At 66.2% G+C, this 17399-nt stretch carries 16 protein-coding genes; 5 read left to right on the forward strand and 11 right to left on the reverse strand.

All coding sequences use genetic code 11. From position 1 onward, the window contains the following. Window positions 1-3 precede the first annotated feature (3 nt). The gene (gene speB, locus O9320_00555; protein ID MCZ8309310.1) at window positions 4-1065 is read left to right on the forward strand and encodes an agmatinase; all 1062 of its coding nucleotides are present in this window, start codon (window positions 4-6) and stop codon (window positions 1063-1065) included. Here speB and O9320_00560 read toward each other — a convergent pair. Beyond that, on the reverse strand, window positions 1053-1877 hold the full coding sequence (locus O9320_00560; GenBank protein ID MCZ8309311.1) for a MipA/OmpV family protein: 825 nt from the start codon (window positions 1875-1877) through the stop codon (window positions 1053-1055). The genes speB and O9320_00560 overlap by 13 nt on opposite strands. 236 nt (window positions 1878-2113) lie before the next feature. On the opposite strand from O9320_00560, the gene O9320_00565 reads away from it, so the two are divergent. Next, complete coding sequence (locus tag O9320_00565) at window positions 2114-2563, forward strand: hypothetical protein (protein MCZ8309312.1); 450 nt, start codon at window positions 2114-2116, stop codon at window positions 2561-2563. Next, complete coding sequence (locus O9320_00570) at window positions 2560-3693, forward strand: OpgC domain-containing protein (GenBank protein MCZ8309313.1); 1134 nt, start codon at window positions 2560-2562, stop codon at window positions 3691-3693. Before O9320_00565 ends, O9320_00570 begins: the two co-directional genes overlap by 4 nt. Here O9320_00570 and O9320_00575 read toward each other — a convergent pair. The 10 genes from O9320_00575 to O9320_00620 all read right to left on the reverse strand — a co-directional run bounded on the left by O9320_00575 (window position 3690) and on the right by O9320_00620 (window position 13940). Next, window positions 3690-5123, reverse strand: a complete 1434-nt coding sequence (locus O9320_00575; GenBank protein MCZ8309314.1) for an ATP-binding cassette domain-containing protein — start codon at window positions 5121-5123, stop codon at window positions 3690-3692. The genes O9320_00570 and O9320_00575 overlap by 4 nt on opposite strands. Continuing rightward, entirely contained in the window at window positions 5120-5908 is a 789-nt protein-coding gene (locus tag O9320_00580) for an ABC transporter permease (GenBank protein MCZ8309315.1), read from the reverse strand. Before O9320_00580 ends, O9320_00575 begins: the two co-directional genes overlap by 4 nt. Beyond that, complete coding sequence (locus O9320_00585) at window positions 5905-6849, reverse strand: ABC transporter permease (protein MCZ8309316.1); 945 nt, start codon at window positions 6847-6849, stop codon at window positions 5905-5907. Before O9320_00585 ends, O9320_00580 begins: the two co-directional genes overlap by 4 nt. Next, window positions 6837-8381, reverse strand: a complete 1545-nt coding sequence (locus O9320_00590; GenBank protein ID MCZ8309317.1) for an ABC transporter substrate-binding protein — start codon at window positions 8379-8381, stop codon at window positions 6837-6839. Before O9320_00590 ends, O9320_00585 begins: the two co-directional genes overlap by 13 nt. Window positions 8382-8515: 134 nt before the next feature. Then, window positions 8516-9256, reverse strand: a complete 741-nt coding sequence (locus tag O9320_00595; protein MCZ8309318.1) for an SDR family oxidoreductase — start codon at window positions 9254-9256, stop codon at window positions 8516-8518. Between the two features lie 30 nt (window positions 9257-9286). After that, the gene (locus tag O9320_00600; protein MCZ8309319.1) at window positions 9287-10273 is read right to left on the reverse strand and encodes an NAD-dependent epimerase/dehydratase family protein; all 987 of its coding nucleotides are present in this window, start codon (window positions 10271-10273) and stop codon (window positions 9287-9289) included. A 25-nt stretch (window positions 10274-10298) separates the two neighbouring features. After that, window positions 10299-11345 (reverse strand): C-terminal binding protein, encoded by a 1047-nt coding sequence (locus O9320_00605; GenBank protein MCZ8309320.1) that lies wholly within the window; start codon window positions 11343-11345, stop codon window positions 10299-10301. Window positions 11346-11353: 8 nt separating this feature from the next. After that, complete coding sequence (locus O9320_00610) at window positions 11354-12244, reverse strand: 2-dehydro-3-deoxygalactonokinase (GenBank protein ID MCZ8309321.1); 891 nt, start codon at window positions 12242-12244, stop codon at window positions 11354-11356. A gap of 11 nt (window positions 12245-12255) precedes the next feature. Continuing rightward, window positions 12256-13413: a pyridoxal phosphate-dependent aminotransferase gene (locus O9320_00615; GenBank protein MCZ8309322.1), complete on the reverse strand. Its 1158-nt coding sequence runs from the start codon at window positions 13411-13413 to the stop codon at window positions 12256-12258. A 74-nt stretch (window positions 13414-13487) separates the two neighbouring features. Then, window positions 13488-13940 (reverse strand): PaaI family thioesterase, encoded by a 453-nt coding sequence (locus O9320_00620; protein MCZ8309323.1) that lies wholly within the window; start codon window positions 13938-13940, stop codon window positions 13488-13490. Window positions 13941-14050: 110 nt separating this feature from the next. Here O9320_00620 and O9320_00625 point away from each other — a divergent pair, with 110 nt between their 5' ends. Both O9320_00625 and O9320_00630 read left to right on the forward strand, forming a co-directional pair. Continuing rightward, window positions 14051-15739, forward strand: a complete 1689-nt coding sequence (locus tag O9320_00625; protein MCZ8309324.1) for a thiamine pyrophosphate-binding protein — start codon at window positions 14051-14053, stop codon at window positions 15737-15739. 1 nt (window position 15740) lies between these two features. Beyond that, window positions 15741-17399: a formate--tetrahydrofolate ligase gene (locus tag O9320_00630; protein ID MCZ8309325.1), complete on the forward strand. Its 1659-nt coding sequence runs from the start codon at window positions 15741-15743 to the stop codon at window positions 17397-17399.

Below are 17399 nucleotides of genomic sequence, written 5' to 3' on the forward strand. Positions count from 1 at the left end.
GGCATGGCGTTCGATCCCGAAAAACTGGCGCGCCTGCGGCGCGACTATGCGGATGCCGCCGGCGGCGACATCAAGCACCCGGAATTCGCGCGGGTTGCCGCCAAGATTTTCAAGAGCCCCGACCAGCGCAAATGGCCGTTCGCGGAACCCGCGACATTCCTCGACGCGCCCTATCGAGCACTTGCGAGCGAGGCCGACCTCGCCGGGCTCGATGCGGCCCTCGTCGGCGTGCCGATGGATCTGGGTGTCACCAACCGCGCGGGTGCGCGCCTTGGGCCCCGTGCGGTGCGCGGGGTCGAGCGCATCGGCCCTTACGAGCATGTGCTGGGCCGCGCCCCCTTGAGCGAATTGCGCGTGGCCGATATTGGCGACGTGCCGATGCGCAGCCGCTTTTCGCTGGCCGACTGCCATGCCGACATCGAAGCGCATTTCACGAAGCTCGTCGCCGCCGGCATCGTGCCGCTCGCCGTGGGCGGCGACCATTCGATCACCTGGCCCATCTTGCGGGCCCTCGGCCGCGACCGGCCCGTCGGCATGGTGCATTTCGACGCGCATTGCGACACGAGCGGCGCTTACGAAGGCTCGAAATTCCACCACGGCGCGCCGTTCCGCATGGCGGTACTCGACGGCGTGCTCGATCCCGAACGCACGATCCAGATCGGCATTCGCGGCGGGGCGGAATATCTGTGGGAGTTTTCGTACGACAGCGGCATGACCGTGATCCATGCCGAAGACGTCGACCGAATGGGCGTCGCCGGCGTGGTCGCCAAGGCGCGCGACGTGGTCGGCGACGGCCCCGTCTATGTCACGTTCGACGTCGACGGGCTCGACCCGTCTTTCGCACCGGGCACGGGCACGCCCGAATCGGGCGGGCTTTCGATGCGCGAAGCGCTTGCCATGCTGCGGGGCCTAGCCGGCCTCGACATCGTGGGGGCCGACGTCGTCGAGGTCGCGCCGCAATACGATCCTTCGACCGTGACGGCACAAAACGCCGCCCAAGTGTTGTTCACCGAGCTCTGCCTTGTTTCGATCGCGCGCGAGCTGCGCGGCAGCTACCAGCGATAAGCTAAGCCCAAATTGACGAAGGGGGCCGTGTCGCGCTTCGAGATCGGGCTGTCGGCCGCATCGCCCACCAGGAAGCGCACGCCGCCGCCGCCGCGCAGCATCCAGTTCTGCGTCAGCGAATAGCTCGCCATCAGCGAGAGATCGACGTTCTTGACGCCGGATTTGGCCTCGAACTGCGATTTGCCGGCGGCGGTCCCGAGGCGTGCCCGCGACAGCGCACTTTGCGCTGCCGTCACACCAAAATAGGCGTCCATGTAGTTTTCGTCTGCCCACACCGCTGCAATGCCGGGCATCAGGCGCAGCTTGTCGTTGATCGGATAGCCCATGCTGGCACCGATGCGCAGCGTGGTGCCGTCGCTGCCGCCGAGGGCGCGCGCCAGTGCTGCGTCGAGGCGGAACGGCCCCGTGCGGTATTCGGCGAGCAGGCGCGCTTGGGCGGCCGCGTCCACGTCGCCGAGCCCGTCGAGCTCGCTGCGATCCAAGCTTTCGTCGCGGCCGAATTCGTAGCCGATGGCACCGCCGATGCTGAAGCCGTCGGCGCGGTAGGCCCATGCACCCAGCCCATTCATCGTGCTCAAGAACACGCGATCGCGCCACACCACGTCGATCAGCGGCAGCGGCATCACCTTGTATTTGTCCGCACCTTCGTAGGCGGGCGCGTAGCCGACGAGCGCGCCGGTCGTTACCTGCCAGTCGCCCTTGGGCGGCTCGGGCCGCGTTTGGGCAACAGCCGCACCCGAAAGGGCGGCCGCAAGACCCAACGACGCGAACGCCAGCGATGCAAAGGAAAGACGGGTGAGACGCGAGAACATGTTTTGCGACCTTTAAATGCGGCAGGGCGACGGAACACCACCCACCCCTTCTATTTAGCTCGCGGGCCGGCAAACACCAAGTGACGATGCGTAACTTTTTGTATCGCAAAAACGAATATTCTGGCGACAAAACAACATCTTCGCCCCGTTGAAAGGGGCCGCGCACGGCACGCCGAGTAACTTCGGCGGCGGCAGCGGCGAAACAACGGCACAACAAACGTTTCGGAGAAGACAAGATGGACCGCCTCTCACGAGCCCTCAACGTCGCCTTGCCCTGGCTCCTCGCGCTTTGGATTGCCTACATCTTCGTCTGGTATCTGCAGTACAAGTTCTTCGGCCACGAGGGCAGCGTGTGGCTGTTCACCGTCCTCACCGACTGGTTGGGATTCTCAGGCTTCGAAAAGATCATGCGCATCGGCGTCGGCACGGTCGAGTTGGGGGCCGCCATCCTGTGCCTCTACCGGCGCACGCAACTGGTCGGCGGCTTGGCGGCGACCGGCGTGATGACCGGTGCGATCTTCTTCCACGTGGTTTCGCCGCTGGGCATCGACCCCTACGACGACGGCGCTGTGCTCTTCAAAGAAGCGCTGCTCGTGTGGGCGGCAGGCCTCGGCTTGGCCTATCTGCGCCGCGCCGACCTGCCCGACCTGTTGCGTCTTGCGAACATGGGTCCGCGCGCGGCATGACGACAACGACGACGGGGACGGCCAAAAAACCACGCGACATACGTCTCGACTTTTTCCGCGGTCTGTCGCTGGCGGCGATCTACGTCGCCCATGTGCCAGGCGACTGGCTCGCCCAGATCATCTGGGCGCGCTTCGGGCTTTCGGACGCCGCACACGTGTTCGTGTTCATCTCGGGCTATGCCGCGGCGATCGCCTTCGGCGGCACGTTCGTGCGCGACGGGTTCGCGGCCGGCGTCAAACGCATCGTCCGGCGCTGCGTGCAGCTCTATGGCGCGCATCTCGCCTTGTTCGTATGCGGGGCCGCGTTGTGCGCGGGTGCTGCAATGTTCGGCGTCGACTATGCGGCGTTCCTGGGAATTGGCGCGTTCTTCGCCGACCCGGCGGGCACGCTCGCCCTGCTCGTGCGCCTAGCCTACGTGCCCACGTATTTCGACATTCTGCCGCTCTACATAGTGGTGCTGGCCGCCGTCCCGCTCGCGATGGCCCTAGCGCGAATCGATCCACGATGGGCGCTCGGCTTGTCGGCAAGCCTGTGGCTTGCGGTACAGATCTTCGAAATAAATTTCGAATCGAACGCGCCGGAGGGTCGCGGCTGGGGCTTCAACCCGATGGCCTGGCAGCTGCTGTTTTTCACAGGATATGCCGCCTCGCGCGGCTGGCTGCCGAAACTGCGGCGCAGCAACCTGCTGCTGGCGGCGTCGATCGTGTGGCTCGCATTGGGGGTGGGTGCTGTCTCGCCCATCGTCTACCAACACAATGCGATGCTGGGGCTGCTGCACGATTGGTTCTACGCGCACGCCAACAAGCCCAATCTCGACATCCGCCAATACGCGCATTTCCTGGCGCTCGCGATCGTCGCCTTGCGCATCGTCGATGCGTGGCCGGGCTTGCTCGCACACGCCTACGCGATGCCGTTCGCGACGATGGGCTGCCAGGCGTTGACGGTGTTTTTCACCGGCATGGTGCTCGCACACGCGGGCGGCATCGCTTTTGCGCTGATCGGTACAGGCCTTGTGGCGCAGATCGCGGTCAACGCGGTCGGGATCGGCGGCATGTACGCCGCCGCGCGCATCGCCGCGCGGCTCAAAGGCCGCGGGCGCGTTCCGGCAACCGCCACAGCGGTAGCTTAGAGCGCGGCGGACATCGGGCGCATATCGACGGGCGCGTCAACGCGGATGGCCTTCGCGGTCATACCGGCGGCAAGAGCGGCGTCATGGGTCACCAGCAACATCGCCAAGCGTCGATCCTCGACCACCTCGCGCAGTAGCACCATGACCTCCTGCTGGATGATCGGATCGAGCCGCGACGTCGGCTCGTCGGCGAACAGGAAAATCGGATTCACGAGCAGCGCGCGCGCCAGCGCAATGCGTTGCAACTCGCCGCCGGACACCTGGTCGGGATAACGCGCGAGCAGGTCCGGACCGATACGCAGACGCGCCAAAACGCGCGACGGCGCATCGAGCGGCAGCCCGTGCAGCCGACAGACGTCCTCCAAGGCGACGCCGAGCGTCGATCGCACTGCAAATGCAGAAACCGGATCCTGGTAGAGCTTCTGGAAACGGTGCGCGCCGGCTCCGCTCGCGCGGAGAACGCGGCCGATCTGCGGCTTGAGCAGGCCGAGCAGCGCGTTGCCGAGGCTGGTTTTGCCGCAACCGCTGCGACCCGTCGCTGCAACGATCTCGCCCGGACAGACGGCAACGTCCAGCCCCTCGAACAAGCGTCTGCCGCCGCGTTCGACGGCGAGATTCTCGGCCTCGACGACCGGATTTTCGGCTGCGCGCGGCAGCGCCGGCGTCCATCCGGCCGGATCGGCTGCGAGCAGCCGTTTGGTGTAGGCATGGCGCGGTGCTGCGAGAAGTTCCGAAGTCGTGCCCTGTTCGACGATCTCCGCATCGAGCATGACCGCCATGTCGCCGCCGAGTCGCCGTGCAAAGGCAATATCGTGCGTGATGACGATCAACGCAGCGCCGGTCCGGGTCTGCGACATCAGCAAATCCGCAACGTCGTCGCGGCATTCGGCGTCGAGCCCTTTGGTTGGCTCGTCGGCGACCAGGAGCCGGGCGCCGCCGGCCAGTGCAACGGCGACGGCCGCGCGCTGCGCCATGCCACCGGAAAGCTGGAACGGATAGCGCTTACCGGCGGATCCAAGCCCAAGCGTTGCGAGCGCGCGATCGGCAAGCACGCCTGCCTCCCGCCAGGTCCGCCGGCCGACCAACGCATGGACCTCGGCGATCTGGTCTTCCACCCGCATCAGCGGATCGAGCGACGCCCAAGGTTCCTGCGGTAGCAGCGCGATCATGCGGCCCCAATGGGCTCGGCGACGCTTCGGCTCGAGCGCACCGAAATTCGTACCGCCGATCGCGATGCGGCCGCGCCATTCAAGCTCGGGCGGCAGCGTGCCCATGATCGCGTGCGCAAGCAGCGACTTTCCCGAGCCGCTCTCGCCGAGAATCACAAGGATTCCGCCGGCACGCAGCGACAGGCATGCGTTGCGGACGAGATGCCGACCATCGGCCGAAACGAATAGACCATCGACCTCGAGGGCTGGTGCGGCACTCATTTCGGATCGCGCCCAGCGAGCAGCTGCAATCCCAGCACCGTCACGAACAGCAGCCCTGCCGGTGCCAGTAATTGCACCGGCGCCTCGTCGTAGTACGGCAGAAGTTCGGTCATCATGTTTCCCCATTCCGGGGTTGGCGGCCGCAGGCCGACGCCGATGAAGCTCAGCGTCGATACCGCGACCACGGACGCGCCGAAGCCAAACGCGAACAGAGCGCCCAAGGCCGGCAGCAAGTCGGGCAAAAGATGGCGCTTCACAACGTGAAAATCGCCGAAGCCGAGCAGGCGCGCTGCTTCGACGTCCGGTGCGGTCAGCCGCGAGCGGGCAAGCGTTCGCACAACGCGGAAAAACTCGACCCAGAGGGCTAGCGAAATTCCGAGATAGAGCGGCCAAAAAGCGCCGGGCGCAAAGGCAGCCAAGATGAGAACGAGCAGCAGACCCGGCAGCGCCATCGTCGCGTCGCACAATGCACCGGCTGCACGGTCGACGAGGCCGCCGCGCAAGGCCGCGATCAGGCCGAGCGCTGTGCCGAAGATCGCAGCACTCGCCGCACTGGCAGCGCCGAAGGAAATGGACAGGCGTGCGGCATGCGCGAGACGCGCCAGCACGCTGCGCCCGAGATGGTCAGTGCCGAGCAGGTCGGTACCCGACGGCGGGCGCAACGATGCGCGCAGATTTTGTCGCAAAGGATCGGCGTCGATGAGCCACGGCCCAAGCAGGGCCAGAAGCACGACGGCGCCGACACAGGCAACGCCAATAGCCCGACGCGCGTTGCTGCGGCTCATGCGTGCCGCACCCGCGGATCGATCGCGCGACAGGCGAAATCGACGCCGGCATTGAGAAGTACAAAGAGCAAACCCATGGCAAGTGCCGTACCCTGCAGCATCGGAATGTCGCGCGAAATCACCGCATGCACGAGCGCGTGGCCGATGCCAGGCCAGGCAAACAGCGATTCGACCACGACGACGCCTTCCACAAGATAGACGAGCTGGACGCCGAGATACGCGACGACCGGCGCCGCTGCATTGCGGACCGCATGGCGACGCACGACGTCGAACTCGTCGAGCCCCTTCGTGCGCGCAAAAGCGATCTGGCTCGACCGCAGTGCCGCAAGCGTCGCATGGCGGGACACGATGCTCGACGTTGCGGCAAGGCCTAGCGCGAGCGTTGCGGTGGGCAGCAGCCAAGATTGCGGCTGGTCGTATCCGGCCGCCGGCACGATCGCCAGCCACGACGCAAACACCACCATCAAGGCAATGCCGACGGCGAACGAAGGCAGTGCGCGCAGCGCTGCGGCAGCCGCCGTGCCGACCGCGTCGGAAGGCTTGCCTGCGCGCACCGCAAAGACCACGCCCAATGGCGGGCCGACCAGTGCGGTCAGCGCCAGAGCCGCCAAGGACAGGCCGATCGTCGCACCGAGCTGGTGGACCAGCTCCTCGAATACGGATTCGCCGCTGACAAGCGAGACGCCAAGATCGAGCCGCGCGATGTCGAACAGCCAAGCACCCAGACGCGCCCATGCCGGGCGATCGAGGCCAAGCTCGGCGCGCACCGCATCGGCCGCGATGCCGTTGACCATGTCTTCGCCGTAACGCGCAGCTGCGATCCGGAATGCCTGGTCGCCGGGCAGGGCTTCGGCGAGCAGAAAACACAGAATTCCGACGAGCAGGGCGACGCCGACCGCTTGCAGAAGGCGGCCGGCCAGTGCGCGGCCTACTCCGCCCATCGCATCGCGTCCAATCGATAGGAAAGCTCGAACGGATCGACGGACACGTTCTGGAGCCGCCGATTGGCCGCGACGCCGTAGTCGAACCACGCGACCGGAACGACGGGCATCTCGGCATGCAGAATGCGCGCGGCCGCAGCGCGCAGGCGCGCGCGTTCCGCCGGATCGTTGGTCGAGCCCAGCGTGTCGAGTGTGCGCGCAAGATCGGCACTCGACCAGTTCATCGCCCCCCAATCGCCGCCCTGCGGGCCGTAGTCCTGGAGCATCGTTCCGATCGGATCAGGGACGAGCGAAAAATTCCGCGCGAATAGGGCCATCTCAAGCGTTCCGTCGCGATGGCCGGCAGGTATCTCGCCGCTGTTGACGATCGCAACGCGCAGGTCGATCCCGATCTCGCGCAGCTGCGCCTGGATGGCCGCTGCCATCGGCGGCTGCTCCGGCCGATCGGAGAAGGTCCGCAAGGTCACCCGGAACGGGCGCCCGTCTTTTTCGACGATGCCGTTTTGGCCCGGCTTCCAGCCTGCTTCGGCAAGCAATACCCGCGCGCGCGCCGCGTCATGGGTCAAGGCGGGCAGGTTCGGCACGTGCCATTCGGAGAGGCTTGGCGGGAAAAGCTGGGTCGCCTGCGACTCCGGGCTACGCAGCAGAGAGACTGCGATTCCCTCGCGATCGAGCGCGAAGCCGATGGCCTGCCGCACGCGCCGGTCTTCGAAGAACGGCGACCCCGCGTTGAGCTTCAGCAGCCGCGTCCGCGGGATCGGCATAACCGTCACCGCCAAGCGCTGGTTTCGGCGCAGGCGATCCACCGCTTCGGGCGGCAGCACATAAACAAGATCGGCCTGCCCGCTTTCCGCCATCGCCGTTCGCGTTTCGCCGCGCGTGACCGCAAGATAGGAGGCGCGCGCGATCGCTGGCGGCCGACCGGCCCACCCCTCAAATCTCGCAATCTCGACCTTCAGCGGCGGCTCAACGAGCGTGGCGCGGTAGGGACCGGTGCCGACGATGCGGATCACCGCACCCGCCTCGCTGTAAGCGCTTGGCGCAAGCACAATGGTGCTAGAATGCGCGAGGAAGGCAGGCAATGCACCGAACGGTCGGGTCGTGCGAATCGAAACGAGGCCATCGGCCGCTGCGATCGCGGCAATCGGCGCATTGGCCAGCATCCCGCCGGTCAAGGACTGGGCCCGCTGCAGCGCGCGCGCGACCGCCTCGGCATTGGCTGGGGTTCCGTCGTGGAACAATGCGTTGGGGCGAAGGCGAAAGCGCCAATCGAGCCCGTCCGGCGATACGGTCCAACTTTCGGCAAGGCTCGGCACGGGATTGCCGCCATTATCGGCGCCGACCAGGGTCTCGGCGATCTGCAAACGCGTGAATATGTAGCCCGAGCGAGCGGGGTCTAGTCCCGTGATCTCCCACGGCGACACGATCCGCAGCATTCGGGCGTCGTCGGCCGCAGCAGGCGTCGCTGCAGACAACGACCATGCGCCGACTGCCGCCGCCAAGAGGGCGCAGAACAACTTCCGAAATTGCATTGGATTTTCCCCGCCGATGCTGTCGATTTGACAAGTCTGAAATAGTATAACATTTCAGCTCTTGTCAAATCGAAATGCAAGTGCGGGCGCGCGCCGTCATCGGCAGCGCCCGCATCGGCAGCGGCGGCGGCGGCTTAGAGCGACCAGCCGCCGTCGACTTTGTATTCCGCACCGGTGATGAAGCTCGATTCGTCGCTGGCCAGAAACAGCACGAGCAGAGCAATCTCCTCGGCCGTCGCAAGCCGCCCCATCGGCTGGCGCGCGATGAAATCCTTGCGCGCTTGCACGGGGTCGGCGAAGGCGCCAATGCGGCCCTGCAGCGAAGGCGTGTCGACCGTACCCGGGCAGATCGCATTCACCCGTATCCCTTGGCGCACAAAGTCGGCCGCGAGCGACTTCGTAAGGCCAATAACGGCGGCCTTCGTGGTGCCGTAGACGAAGCGGTTCGGCGCCCCCTTGATCGACGAGGCGCCCGACGACATGTTGACGATCGAACCCTTGCCCTTGGCGATCATCGCGGGCAGCAGCGCCTGCGTGACCCAGAACATCGAGCGCACGTTGAGATTCATCGAAAAGTCCCAGGCTTTGTCGTCGCAGTCGAGAATCGTGCCGTGATGCACGAAGCCCGCACAGTTGAACAGCACGTCCACCGCACCGACCGCCTCGGCGGCCGCAAACACGGCCGCACGATCCATCACGTCGAGCTTGCGAACTTCGATGCCAGGCGTTTTGCCGAGTTCGGCAAGTTTGCCGGCATCGATGTCGGTCGCGATCACGCGCGCACCTTCGGCCGCAAACAGCTTGGCGCTGGCAGCGCCGATCCCCTGGGCGGCGGCGGTGATGAAGGCGGTCTTTCCCGCAAGTCTCGAACCCATCGTTTTTCTCCCCGTTCGTGTTTCTGTGCTTCAGGCGCGCGCGGCTGGTGCGTCGTCGCGGCGGTAGTTTTCGATCATTTCGTCGATCGAGGCGTCGGCCGCAAAGCCCATCGCCACGGCGCGCTTGGCCGCCATGCGCGCAGGCCAACCGGCGACGATCTTGGCGATCGCCGGATCGTGTTTCCAGTCGATCAGCGCGTAGGCCGCTTCGCCCGCTGCACGGCGCAGGCCTTCGGCCATCTCGCGCACCGTGATGTCGAGCGAGGGCAGCAGCAGCGTGCGGTTCCAGCCCCAATCGGCGTCGGCAAGATCGTGCGCGCGGATAAATGCGTCGATGCAGCGGCGCGGGCTCAAAAGCGGCATCCAGGTTTCGGGATCGACCGGGCACACGGCGCGTTCGCCCGCAAGCGGCTCGCGCAGGATCGACGACGCAAAGGTCGAGGCCGCAAGATTGGGCTTGCCCGGCCGCACGACGATGGTCGGCAGGCGCAGGCTGCGCCCATCCACATAGCCTTTGCGCGCATAGTCGGCGACCAGCAATTCGCCGATCGCCTTCTGCGTGCCGTAGGAGGTCTGCGGCGTGATGCGGAAATCGTCCGGGATAACCGGCGGCAGCCCGCCGCCGTAGCAGGCGAGCGACGAGGCGAAGACGAGTTTGATCGGCTGCTTCAGGCGGCGCGCCGCTTCCAGCACTTCGCGCGTGCCGTCGAGATTGACGCGGTAGCCCAAATCGAAATCGCGCTCGGCGCCCGAACTCACCACGCCAGCCAGGTGGAAGATCGCACCCGTATCGGGGGCGATCAGCCTGTCGATGGTGGCCGGATCGTCGACGTCGCCCAACTGCACGTCGATGCGCGGATCGGCCGGGATGCCGGGGGCTTCGGCGATGTCGAACAGCACGATCTTGGAGATTTCGCGCGGCTTGCCGCTGCGGTCGACGAGCGTGCCGCGTTTCAGCAATTCGCCCGCAAGCTTTTTGCCGAGCATGCCCGTGCCGCCCGTGATGACTACGCGCATCGTCGATCCCCCCCCCTCGTTTTTATCAATGGCCGTTTTTGGCGTTTTCGTCCGGCGGCAAAGCGCCTTGCGCAAACAAATGCCGATTCACGCAATTGCGCAATCGATTTTCCTTGAGATAGTCGCGGATCGTCGCCGCCGCCTTGTAGCGCAGATCGCGCCAGCTCTCGGGGCTGTAGAAGGCGGCATGCGGGCTCAAGATCAATCGCCCCGCGAGCCACGACGGCGGCAGCCGATAGGCTGCGACCAGCGGATCGTCGGGATCGGGCGGTTCTTGCGGCAATACGTCGAGCCCTGCCCCGCCGACCTGGCCCTTCTCGATCGCGGCCAGCAAGGCGGTCGTATCGACGATGGGCCCGCGCGCGGTGTTGACGACGATCGTCCCCGGCTTCAGGCGCTCGAACGCGCCGTGGCCGAATAGGCCGTGCGTGTCGCTGGTCAAAGGGCAATGGATCGACACGATGTCGGTTTCGGCCAGCATCTCGAACAAAGTTTCGAAGCGGCGATAGGGCAACGCGGCGGCGCTTGCGTCGCGCAGCAGCGGATCGTGGTAGACCACATCAAAGCCGAAGGCGGCAGCACGCGATGCAGCCGCACGCCCGATGCGCCCCATGCCGACGATGCCGAAGACCTGGCCGCTCAAGCGGCGCATCAAGGGGGGTGCATCCCAGCGCCAGCCCGCCTGCGGATCTAGGCTCAGCATCTCGGCGTAGGTGCCAAGCCCGCGCCGCAGCGACAGCACCATGGCAAGCGCATGGTTCGCGACTTCTTCGGTGCCGTAGTCGGGCGTATTGCACACGACGATGCCGCGCTCGGCGCAGGCTTCGAGATCGACGCGGTCGAAGCCCACGCCGTGGCGCACGACGATGCGCGAGCGCACGAGCTTGTCGGCGACGGCGCGGTCGATCGGCATGTCCTGCCACAGCAGCACGCCGTCGGCGCGCGCCCACGAACTGTCGGGGATCTGCAAGGGATCGCGCGCGCGATGCACGAAGAATTCGGCGTCGGGCAGCGCTTGCGCCTCGATGTCGGGCAAGCCCGGATATTGCGCATCGGGGATGAGGATGCGCATCGCGTGCGTCAGCCGAACAAACCGGCTTCACGCGCGACGCGGGCGAGGCCCGCTGCCGCCGCATCGTCGCCTACCACGGTTGCTGCCGTGATGCCGGCCACATTGAGCGCGATCGCGTAATGCTGCGCCAGCGGCATGCTGCCGATCACGGTCACGCTTGCGGGTGCAAACTGCGCTTTGGCGGCGGCGATTTCTTCGCCGATCAAAACGCCCGACAGGAAGCTTGGTGCTGCGTCGCGCCCCAGCCCTTCGAGCAGGCCTGCCGTGCGCACGGTGAAGAGATGGTGCAGCAGCCCGCCCGGCGCTTGCGCACGCACAAGACCGCGCGCGAAGGCGGCCGCGTCGTGCGGCGCTTCGTTCATCAAACGGCCGAGGATCGAATGGCGGCGCATGACGGCGAATACTTCGCCGGTCATGAAAGTGGCGAAGCGCACGACCTTGCCGCCCGCAATGACGGCCCATTTGGAATGGGTGCCAGGCAGGCAAACGACGCCGTCTGCGATCCCACTGCCGAAAATCTGCGTCTCTTCGCCGCGCATCACGTCGGGGCCGGCCGGCCCCACGCCGTGCAGGCCCGGCACGATGAAAATGCGCCGATGCGGATCGGGCACGGGTGCGAGCTTGCCCGCGAAGTCGGCGGGGGATGCCGGGATCGGCAGATAGGGTGCCTCGACCCAGCCTTGCGCCGAGCCGATCATGCCGGACATCAGCGCGGGCGGAGCACCCGGTGCGTCGATCCAGTCGCCCGCCAACTTGGTGAGCGCTGCCGAAAAATCGCCGTTGCGCACCGCAAGGATTCCGGGGCCGTCGGTTCGGCGTTCGAGCACAGCGCCGCTGTCGTCGATGCGGTAAGCGCGGCAGTTGCTGGTACCCCAGTCGATTCCGACAAACGCAGCCATCGCCGTTTCCCTTACCGCAGCAGCGGTTCGATGCGGTCGAGCGCTTCGCTGAGGCGCGCGGGATCGGTCGCAAAACACAGCCGCACGAAGCCCTCGCCCTCGGGCCCGAACGCACGGCCCGGTGCGAGCCCCACATTGGCCTCGCGGACGAATTTTTTGCACATCGCGACCGAGTCCGACATGCCGTCCACCGCGAAAAAGGCATAGAACGCCGCTTGCGGGCGCGTGAGCCGCACCCGGCCCATCGCCGAAAGGCGCTGGAAAGCGATGTCACGCGCTTGGGCGTATTCGGCGCGGATCGTGCGCACGAAATCTTCCTGCTGCAATGCGACCACGCCCGCGCGCTGCACGAAGGTGGTGGCCCCCGACGTATTGAATTCGACGATCTTGCCGAGCGTGTCGACGACGGCCTTCGGCGCCACGAGCCAGCCCAGGCGCCAGCCGGTCATGCACCAGCCCTTCGAGAAGGAATTGACGATCATCACCGGATCGTCGGGGCCGGCGAAATCGAGCAACGACGGCGATCTTTCAGCGTCGTAGACGATACGTTCGTAGACGTCGTCGCCGATCGCCCAGATGCCGCGCTTGCGGCAGAATTCAACGACGGCTTTAAGTTCCTCCGGCGTGGCCAGCCAGCCCGTCGGGTTGCCCGGCGAATTCAGGAAGATCGCCTTGGTGCGCGCGTCGCACGCGGCGAAAAGCCGCTCAAGATCGAGCGACCAGCCGCGCGGTCCCAAAGCAAGCGGCACACGGCGCACTTCGCCGTTCAGATGCTGCACCATGTCGGCCGCGTTGGGCCACAGAGGTACAGCAAACACGACATTGTCGCCCGGATCGACGATGAGCTGCATCGCCATCTGGATCGCCGAATTGCCCGAGGCGGTCACGCAGATGCGGTCGGCATCCACGTCGACGCCGCGCAGGCGGCGCACATAGTCGGCGATCGCCGTGCGCAGTTCGGGCCGGCCGAGGCTCGAGGCGTAGAATTGGTAGCCGTCGTCGATCGCCTTGTGCGCTTCGGCCACGACCGCAGCCGGTGCCGTGCGGCTGCCCTCGCCGAACCAAAGCGGGATGAGGCCGGGCTTTTCCATCGCGTCTTTGGAGACTTCGCGGATCAGGGAACCGAGCAGATTCTTGGATTTTTCGCGCAAGGCGAGCGGGGCGATCATGGTGTCTCCGAAATGCGACGGCGGCGGCGGTAGCGTTTATAGGGGCAAAATTCGGGTCCGGCTAGATGGCGGCACTAGACGGGCGTGTCGCGCGCCGCGCCCTCGGAGGTTTCGCTGCCGGGGCGGTATTTGTACACACCCGTCCCCGTCGAGACCAAGCGACCGCCCGCATCGCGAATCTCGATCGTGGCGAAGAAAATCGACTTGCCGCCTTGGTTGGCGATCCCCCGCGCTACCAGCCGGTCGCCCATCTTGGCGACCGACACGAACTGCGTGTTCAACGACAGCGTGGACGCGCGCCGGATGCGGTTCGGATGCGGGCACCAGCAGCCTGCAAATCCGCCCGCCGCATCGGCCAAAGTCGCGATCACGCCGCCATGCGCCACGCCCGAGCGGTTGCGGTGGCGCGTGTCGATTTCAAGCGCCAATTCGACGTAGAATTCGCGCCATACGATCGGCGCATAGCCGACGAGATCGCGAAATGCGCTGTGGTCGTCGTTCCACATCCAGTCTGGGACATCGCTCATGGCTCCACCCTAGCCGCACAGGCCCAGCTTCGTCCATTGACGCAAGTGCCGCCGGGCCTTTAACTGCGTTTGGGCAGGAAACGATATTCGACTCCGAGGGTGCAAAAAAGATGGCATTGCGCGCGCGTACCGGCGGCCGGATTCTGGTCGACCAATTGCTGCTGCACGGCACCGACATGGCCTTCTGCGTCCCCGGCGAAAGCTATCTCGACGTGCTCGACGCACTGCACGACAGCCGCCAGGTCAAGCTCGTGAATGCGCGCCACGAGGCGGGGGCCGCCAACATGGCCGACGCCTACGGCAAGCTCACCGGGCGGCCGGGCATAGCGCTTGTCACGCGCGGGCCGGGGGCGTGCCATGCGGCTGTGGGTGTGCACACAGCCTATCAGGACTCCACCCCGCTCATTCTGCTCGTAGGCCAGGTCGGGCGCGATGCGACCGACCGCGAGGCGTTCCAGGAGATCGACTATCGCCAGATGTTCGGGCCGGTCGCCAAATGGGCGGCCCAGATCGACCGCACCGACCGCATTCCGGAATACATGGCGCGCGCCTTCCACGTTGCGACCTCGGGCCGCCCCGGCCCCGTGGTGCTGGCGTTGCCCGAAGACATGCTGACCGAAACCGCGACGGTCGCAGACGCAGCACCCTATCGCGCGGTGCAGGCCGCCCCCGATGCCGCCGCCATCGACCGCGTGCGCGCGTTGCTGGCTGAAGCCAAGCGCCCGCTGATGATCGTCGGCGGCTCGTGCTGGAGCGATGCGGGCAGTCTCGCCTTGCAGAAATTCGCCGAGGCCAATGCGCTGCCCGTCGCGGTCAGTTTCCGGCGCATGGATGCGTTCGCCAATGACTCGGCATGTTACGCGGGCGAATTCGGCACGGTCACGTCGCCGGCACTCCTCGCGCGCGCCAAAGAGGCCGATCTGCTGCTCGTGGTCGGGGCACGCCTGGGCGAGATGACGACGCAGGGCTATTCGATGATCGAGCCGCCCCGCACGCGCGCGAAGCTCATCCATATCCACCCGTCGGCCGAAGAGACGGGCCGCGTCTTCAATGCCGACCTCGCCGTGCAGGCGAGCGGCAGTGCGTTTGCGCTGGCAGCACAAGCAATGAAGCCGATCGCCGACCCGGGATGGCGCGACTGGACGCGCCAAGCCAATGCGGACTGGCGCGCTACGCTGGAGCCGACACCCTACAACGGCGCGCTCGACATGGGCCGTGCGATGCGCGCCCTCGCCGCCGAATTGCCGGCAGCATTCACCGTCACGGTCGATGCCGGCAACCATACGGGCTGGCCGCAGCGCTATCTGCCGTTCAAGCGCCCGGCGCGCCTCGTGGGGCCGACATCGGGGGCGATGGGCTATTCCGTGCCGGCGGCAGTCGCGGCCTCGCTCGTCGATCCGGACCGCATCGTTATTGCGTGCGTGGGCGATGGCGGCTTCATGATGGCGGGCCAGGAGATCGCGACCGCGCGCCAGCACGGCGGCACCCCCATCGTGCTCGTGTTCAACAACCGCACCTACGGCACCATCCGCATGCACCAGGAGCGCGAGCATCCGGGCCGCGTCGTCGGTACCGACCTCGTGAATCCGGATTTCGCGGCGTTTGCAAAAGCGCTGGGCTGCTTCGGCGCAACGGTCGAGACGACCGATGCGTTCCTGCCGGCCTTTCGCGCGGCCGTCGCGTCCAAACTGCCCGCCGTGATCGAACTCAAGACCGATCCCGAAATGATCACGACGCGCACCACCATCACCGCCATCCGCGAAGCCGCCTTGAAGCGCCAAGCCGCCGGAAAGACCTGACATGTCCGACATTGAAATCGCCCGCAAGGCAACGCTTGCACCTTTGGCTTCGGTTGCCGGGAAACTTGGCATCCCGGAAGCAGCACTCGAATTCTACGGCAAGAGCAAAGCCAAGATCGATCCGGCCGCCCTGCCGAAGCCGCGCAAAGCCGGCAAGCTCATCCTCGTGACGGCCATCAACCCGACCAAAGCGGGCGAAGGCAAGACGACGACGACGATCGGCCTTGGCGACGCGCTGAACCGCATCGGCAAGCGCACGGCAATCTGCCTGCGCGAACCGTCGCTGGGACCGTGCTTCGGCCAAAAGGGCGGGGCCACCGGCGGCGGCCACGCGCAGATCGTGCCGATGGCCGACATCAACCTGCATTTCACCGGCGACATCCACGCGATCGGCACCGCGCACAATCTGCTGGCCGCCCTCGTCGACAACCATGTCTATTGGGCGAAGACGCCTGCGGTCGATCCCAAGCGCATCACGTGGCCGCGCGTGATGGACATGAACGACCGCGCTTTGCGCGATCTCGTTGCGGGCTTGGGTGCCGGCAACGGGGCGGCGCGCCAGACGCGTTTCGACATCACCACGGCGTCCGAAGTGATGGCGATCCTGTGCCTGGCGTCGGACGCGCACGATCTCGAGAAGCGGCTGGCGCGCATCGTGGTTGCCGACAACAAAGACGGCAGCTTCGTGACGGCGGCCGATCTCAAAGCCTCGGGGGCGATGGCGGCCCTCCTCAAAGAAGCGATCAAGCCCAATCTCGTGCAAACGCTCGAGAACAATCCCGTGTTCGTGCATGGCGGGCCGTTCGCGAACATTGCGCACGGCTGCAACTCTGCCATCGCGACCAAGATGGCGCTGGGCCTTGCCGACTACACGGTCACCGAAGCGGGCTTCGGCGCCGATCTCGGGGCCGAGAAATTCCTCGACATCAAATGCCGCCAGGCGGGCCTTGCGCCCGATCTTGCGATCGTCGTCGCGACCGTGCGCGCGCTCAAACTGCAAGGCGGGGCGGATGCCAAGGCGCTCGGCACCGAAGACGTGGCGGCGGTCGAGCGCGGCCTTGCCAATCTCGTGCGCCATGTCGAGAATCTGCGGAAATTCGGCTTGCCGGTGCTGGTCGCGATCAACGCGTTCACGACCGACACCGACGCCGAATGGCGCGCCATCGAAGCGGCGTGCTCGGCCGCGGGCACGCAAGCCATCCGCGCGCAGCATTGGGCCAAAGGCGGAGCCGGTGCCGAAGAACTCGCGCGTGCCGCCGTCGCCACGATCGAGCAGGGGATGGCCCAATACAAACCGCTCTATCCCGACGACATGAAACTCAAGGAAAAGATCGAAACCATCGCGCGCGAAATCTACCGCGCGGGCTCGGTGAGTTTTTCGAGTTCCGCCGCCAAGCGGCTCGCAGCCCTCGAAAAAGCGGGCTTCGGCCATCTGCCCGTCTGCATGGCCAAGACGCAATACTCGTTTGCGGCCGATCCCGATCTCAAGGGGGCGCCCAACGGCCACGACGTGCCGGTGCGCGAAGTGCGCCTGTCGGCGGGAGCAGGTTTCGTTGTGGCGCTGGCAGGCGACGTGATGACGATGCCGGGCCTGCCGCGCATCCCTGCCGCCGAAGCGATCGGCCTCACCGCAAACGGCGAAATCGACGGAATTTTCTGA

It is taken from the genome of Magnetospirillum sp., assembly GCA_027532905.1.
GTDB lineage: Bacteria > Pseudomonadota > Alphaproteobacteria > CACIAM-22H2 > CACIAM-22H2 > Tagaea.

Coding starts and splice junctions, on each gene's coding strand:
- speB (MCZ8309310.1), top strand. CDS start 4: ATGGCGTTCGATCCCGAAAAACTGGCGCGCCTGCGGCGCGACTATGCG.
- O9320_00560 (MCZ8309311.1), bottom strand. CDS start 1,877: ATGTTCTCGCGTCTCACCCGTCTTTCCTTTGCATCGCTGGCGTTCGCG.
- O9320_00565 (MCZ8309312.1), top strand. CDS start 2,114: ATGGACCGCCTCTCACGAGCCCTCAACGTCGCCTTGCCCTGGCTCCTC.
- O9320_00570 (MCZ8309313.1), top strand. CDS start 2,560: ATGACGACAACGACGACGGGGACGGCCAAAAAACCACGCGACATACGT.
- O9320_00575 (MCZ8309314.1), bottom strand. CDS start 5,123: ATGAGTGCCGCACCAGCCCTCGAGGTCGATGGTCTATTCGTTTCGGCC.
- O9320_00580 (MCZ8309315.1), bottom strand. CDS start 5,908: ATGAGCCGCAGCAACGCGCGTCGGGCTATTGGCGTTGCCTGTGTCGGC.
- O9320_00585 (MCZ8309316.1), bottom strand. CDS start 6,849: ATGGGCGGAGTAGGCCGCGCACTGGCCGGCCGCCTTCTGCAAGCGGTC.
- O9320_00590 (MCZ8309317.1), bottom strand. CDS start 8,381: ATGCAATTTCGGAAGTTGTTCTGCGCCCTCTTGGCGGCGGCAGTCGGC.
- O9320_00595 (MCZ8309318.1), bottom strand. CDS start 9,256: ATGGGTTCGAGACTTGCGGGAAAGACCGCCTTCATCACCGCCGCCGCC.
- O9320_00600 (MCZ8309319.1), bottom strand. CDS start 10,273: ATGCGCGTAGTCATCACGGGCGGCACGGGCATGCTCGGCAAAAAGCTT.
- O9320_00605 (MCZ8309320.1), bottom strand. CDS start 11,345: ATGCGCATCCTCATCCCCGATGCGCAATATCCGGGCTTGCCCGACATC.
- O9320_00610 (MCZ8309321.1), bottom strand. CDS start 12,244: ATGGCTGCGTTTGTCGGAATCGACTGGGGTACCAGCAACTGCCGCGCT.
- O9320_00615 (MCZ8309322.1), bottom strand. CDS start 13,413: ATGATCGCCCCGCTCGCCTTGCGCGAAAAATCCAAGAATCTGCTCGGT.
- O9320_00620 (MCZ8309323.1), bottom strand. CDS start 13,940: ATGAGCGATGTCCCAGACTGGATGTGGAACGACGACCACAGCGCATTT.
- O9320_00625 (MCZ8309324.1), top strand. CDS start 14,051: ATGGCATTGCGCGCGCGTACCGGCGGCCGGATTCTGGTCGACCAATTG.
- O9320_00630 (MCZ8309325.1), top strand. CDS start 15,741: ATGTCCGACATTGAAATCGCCCGCAAGGCAACGCTTGCACCTTTGGCT.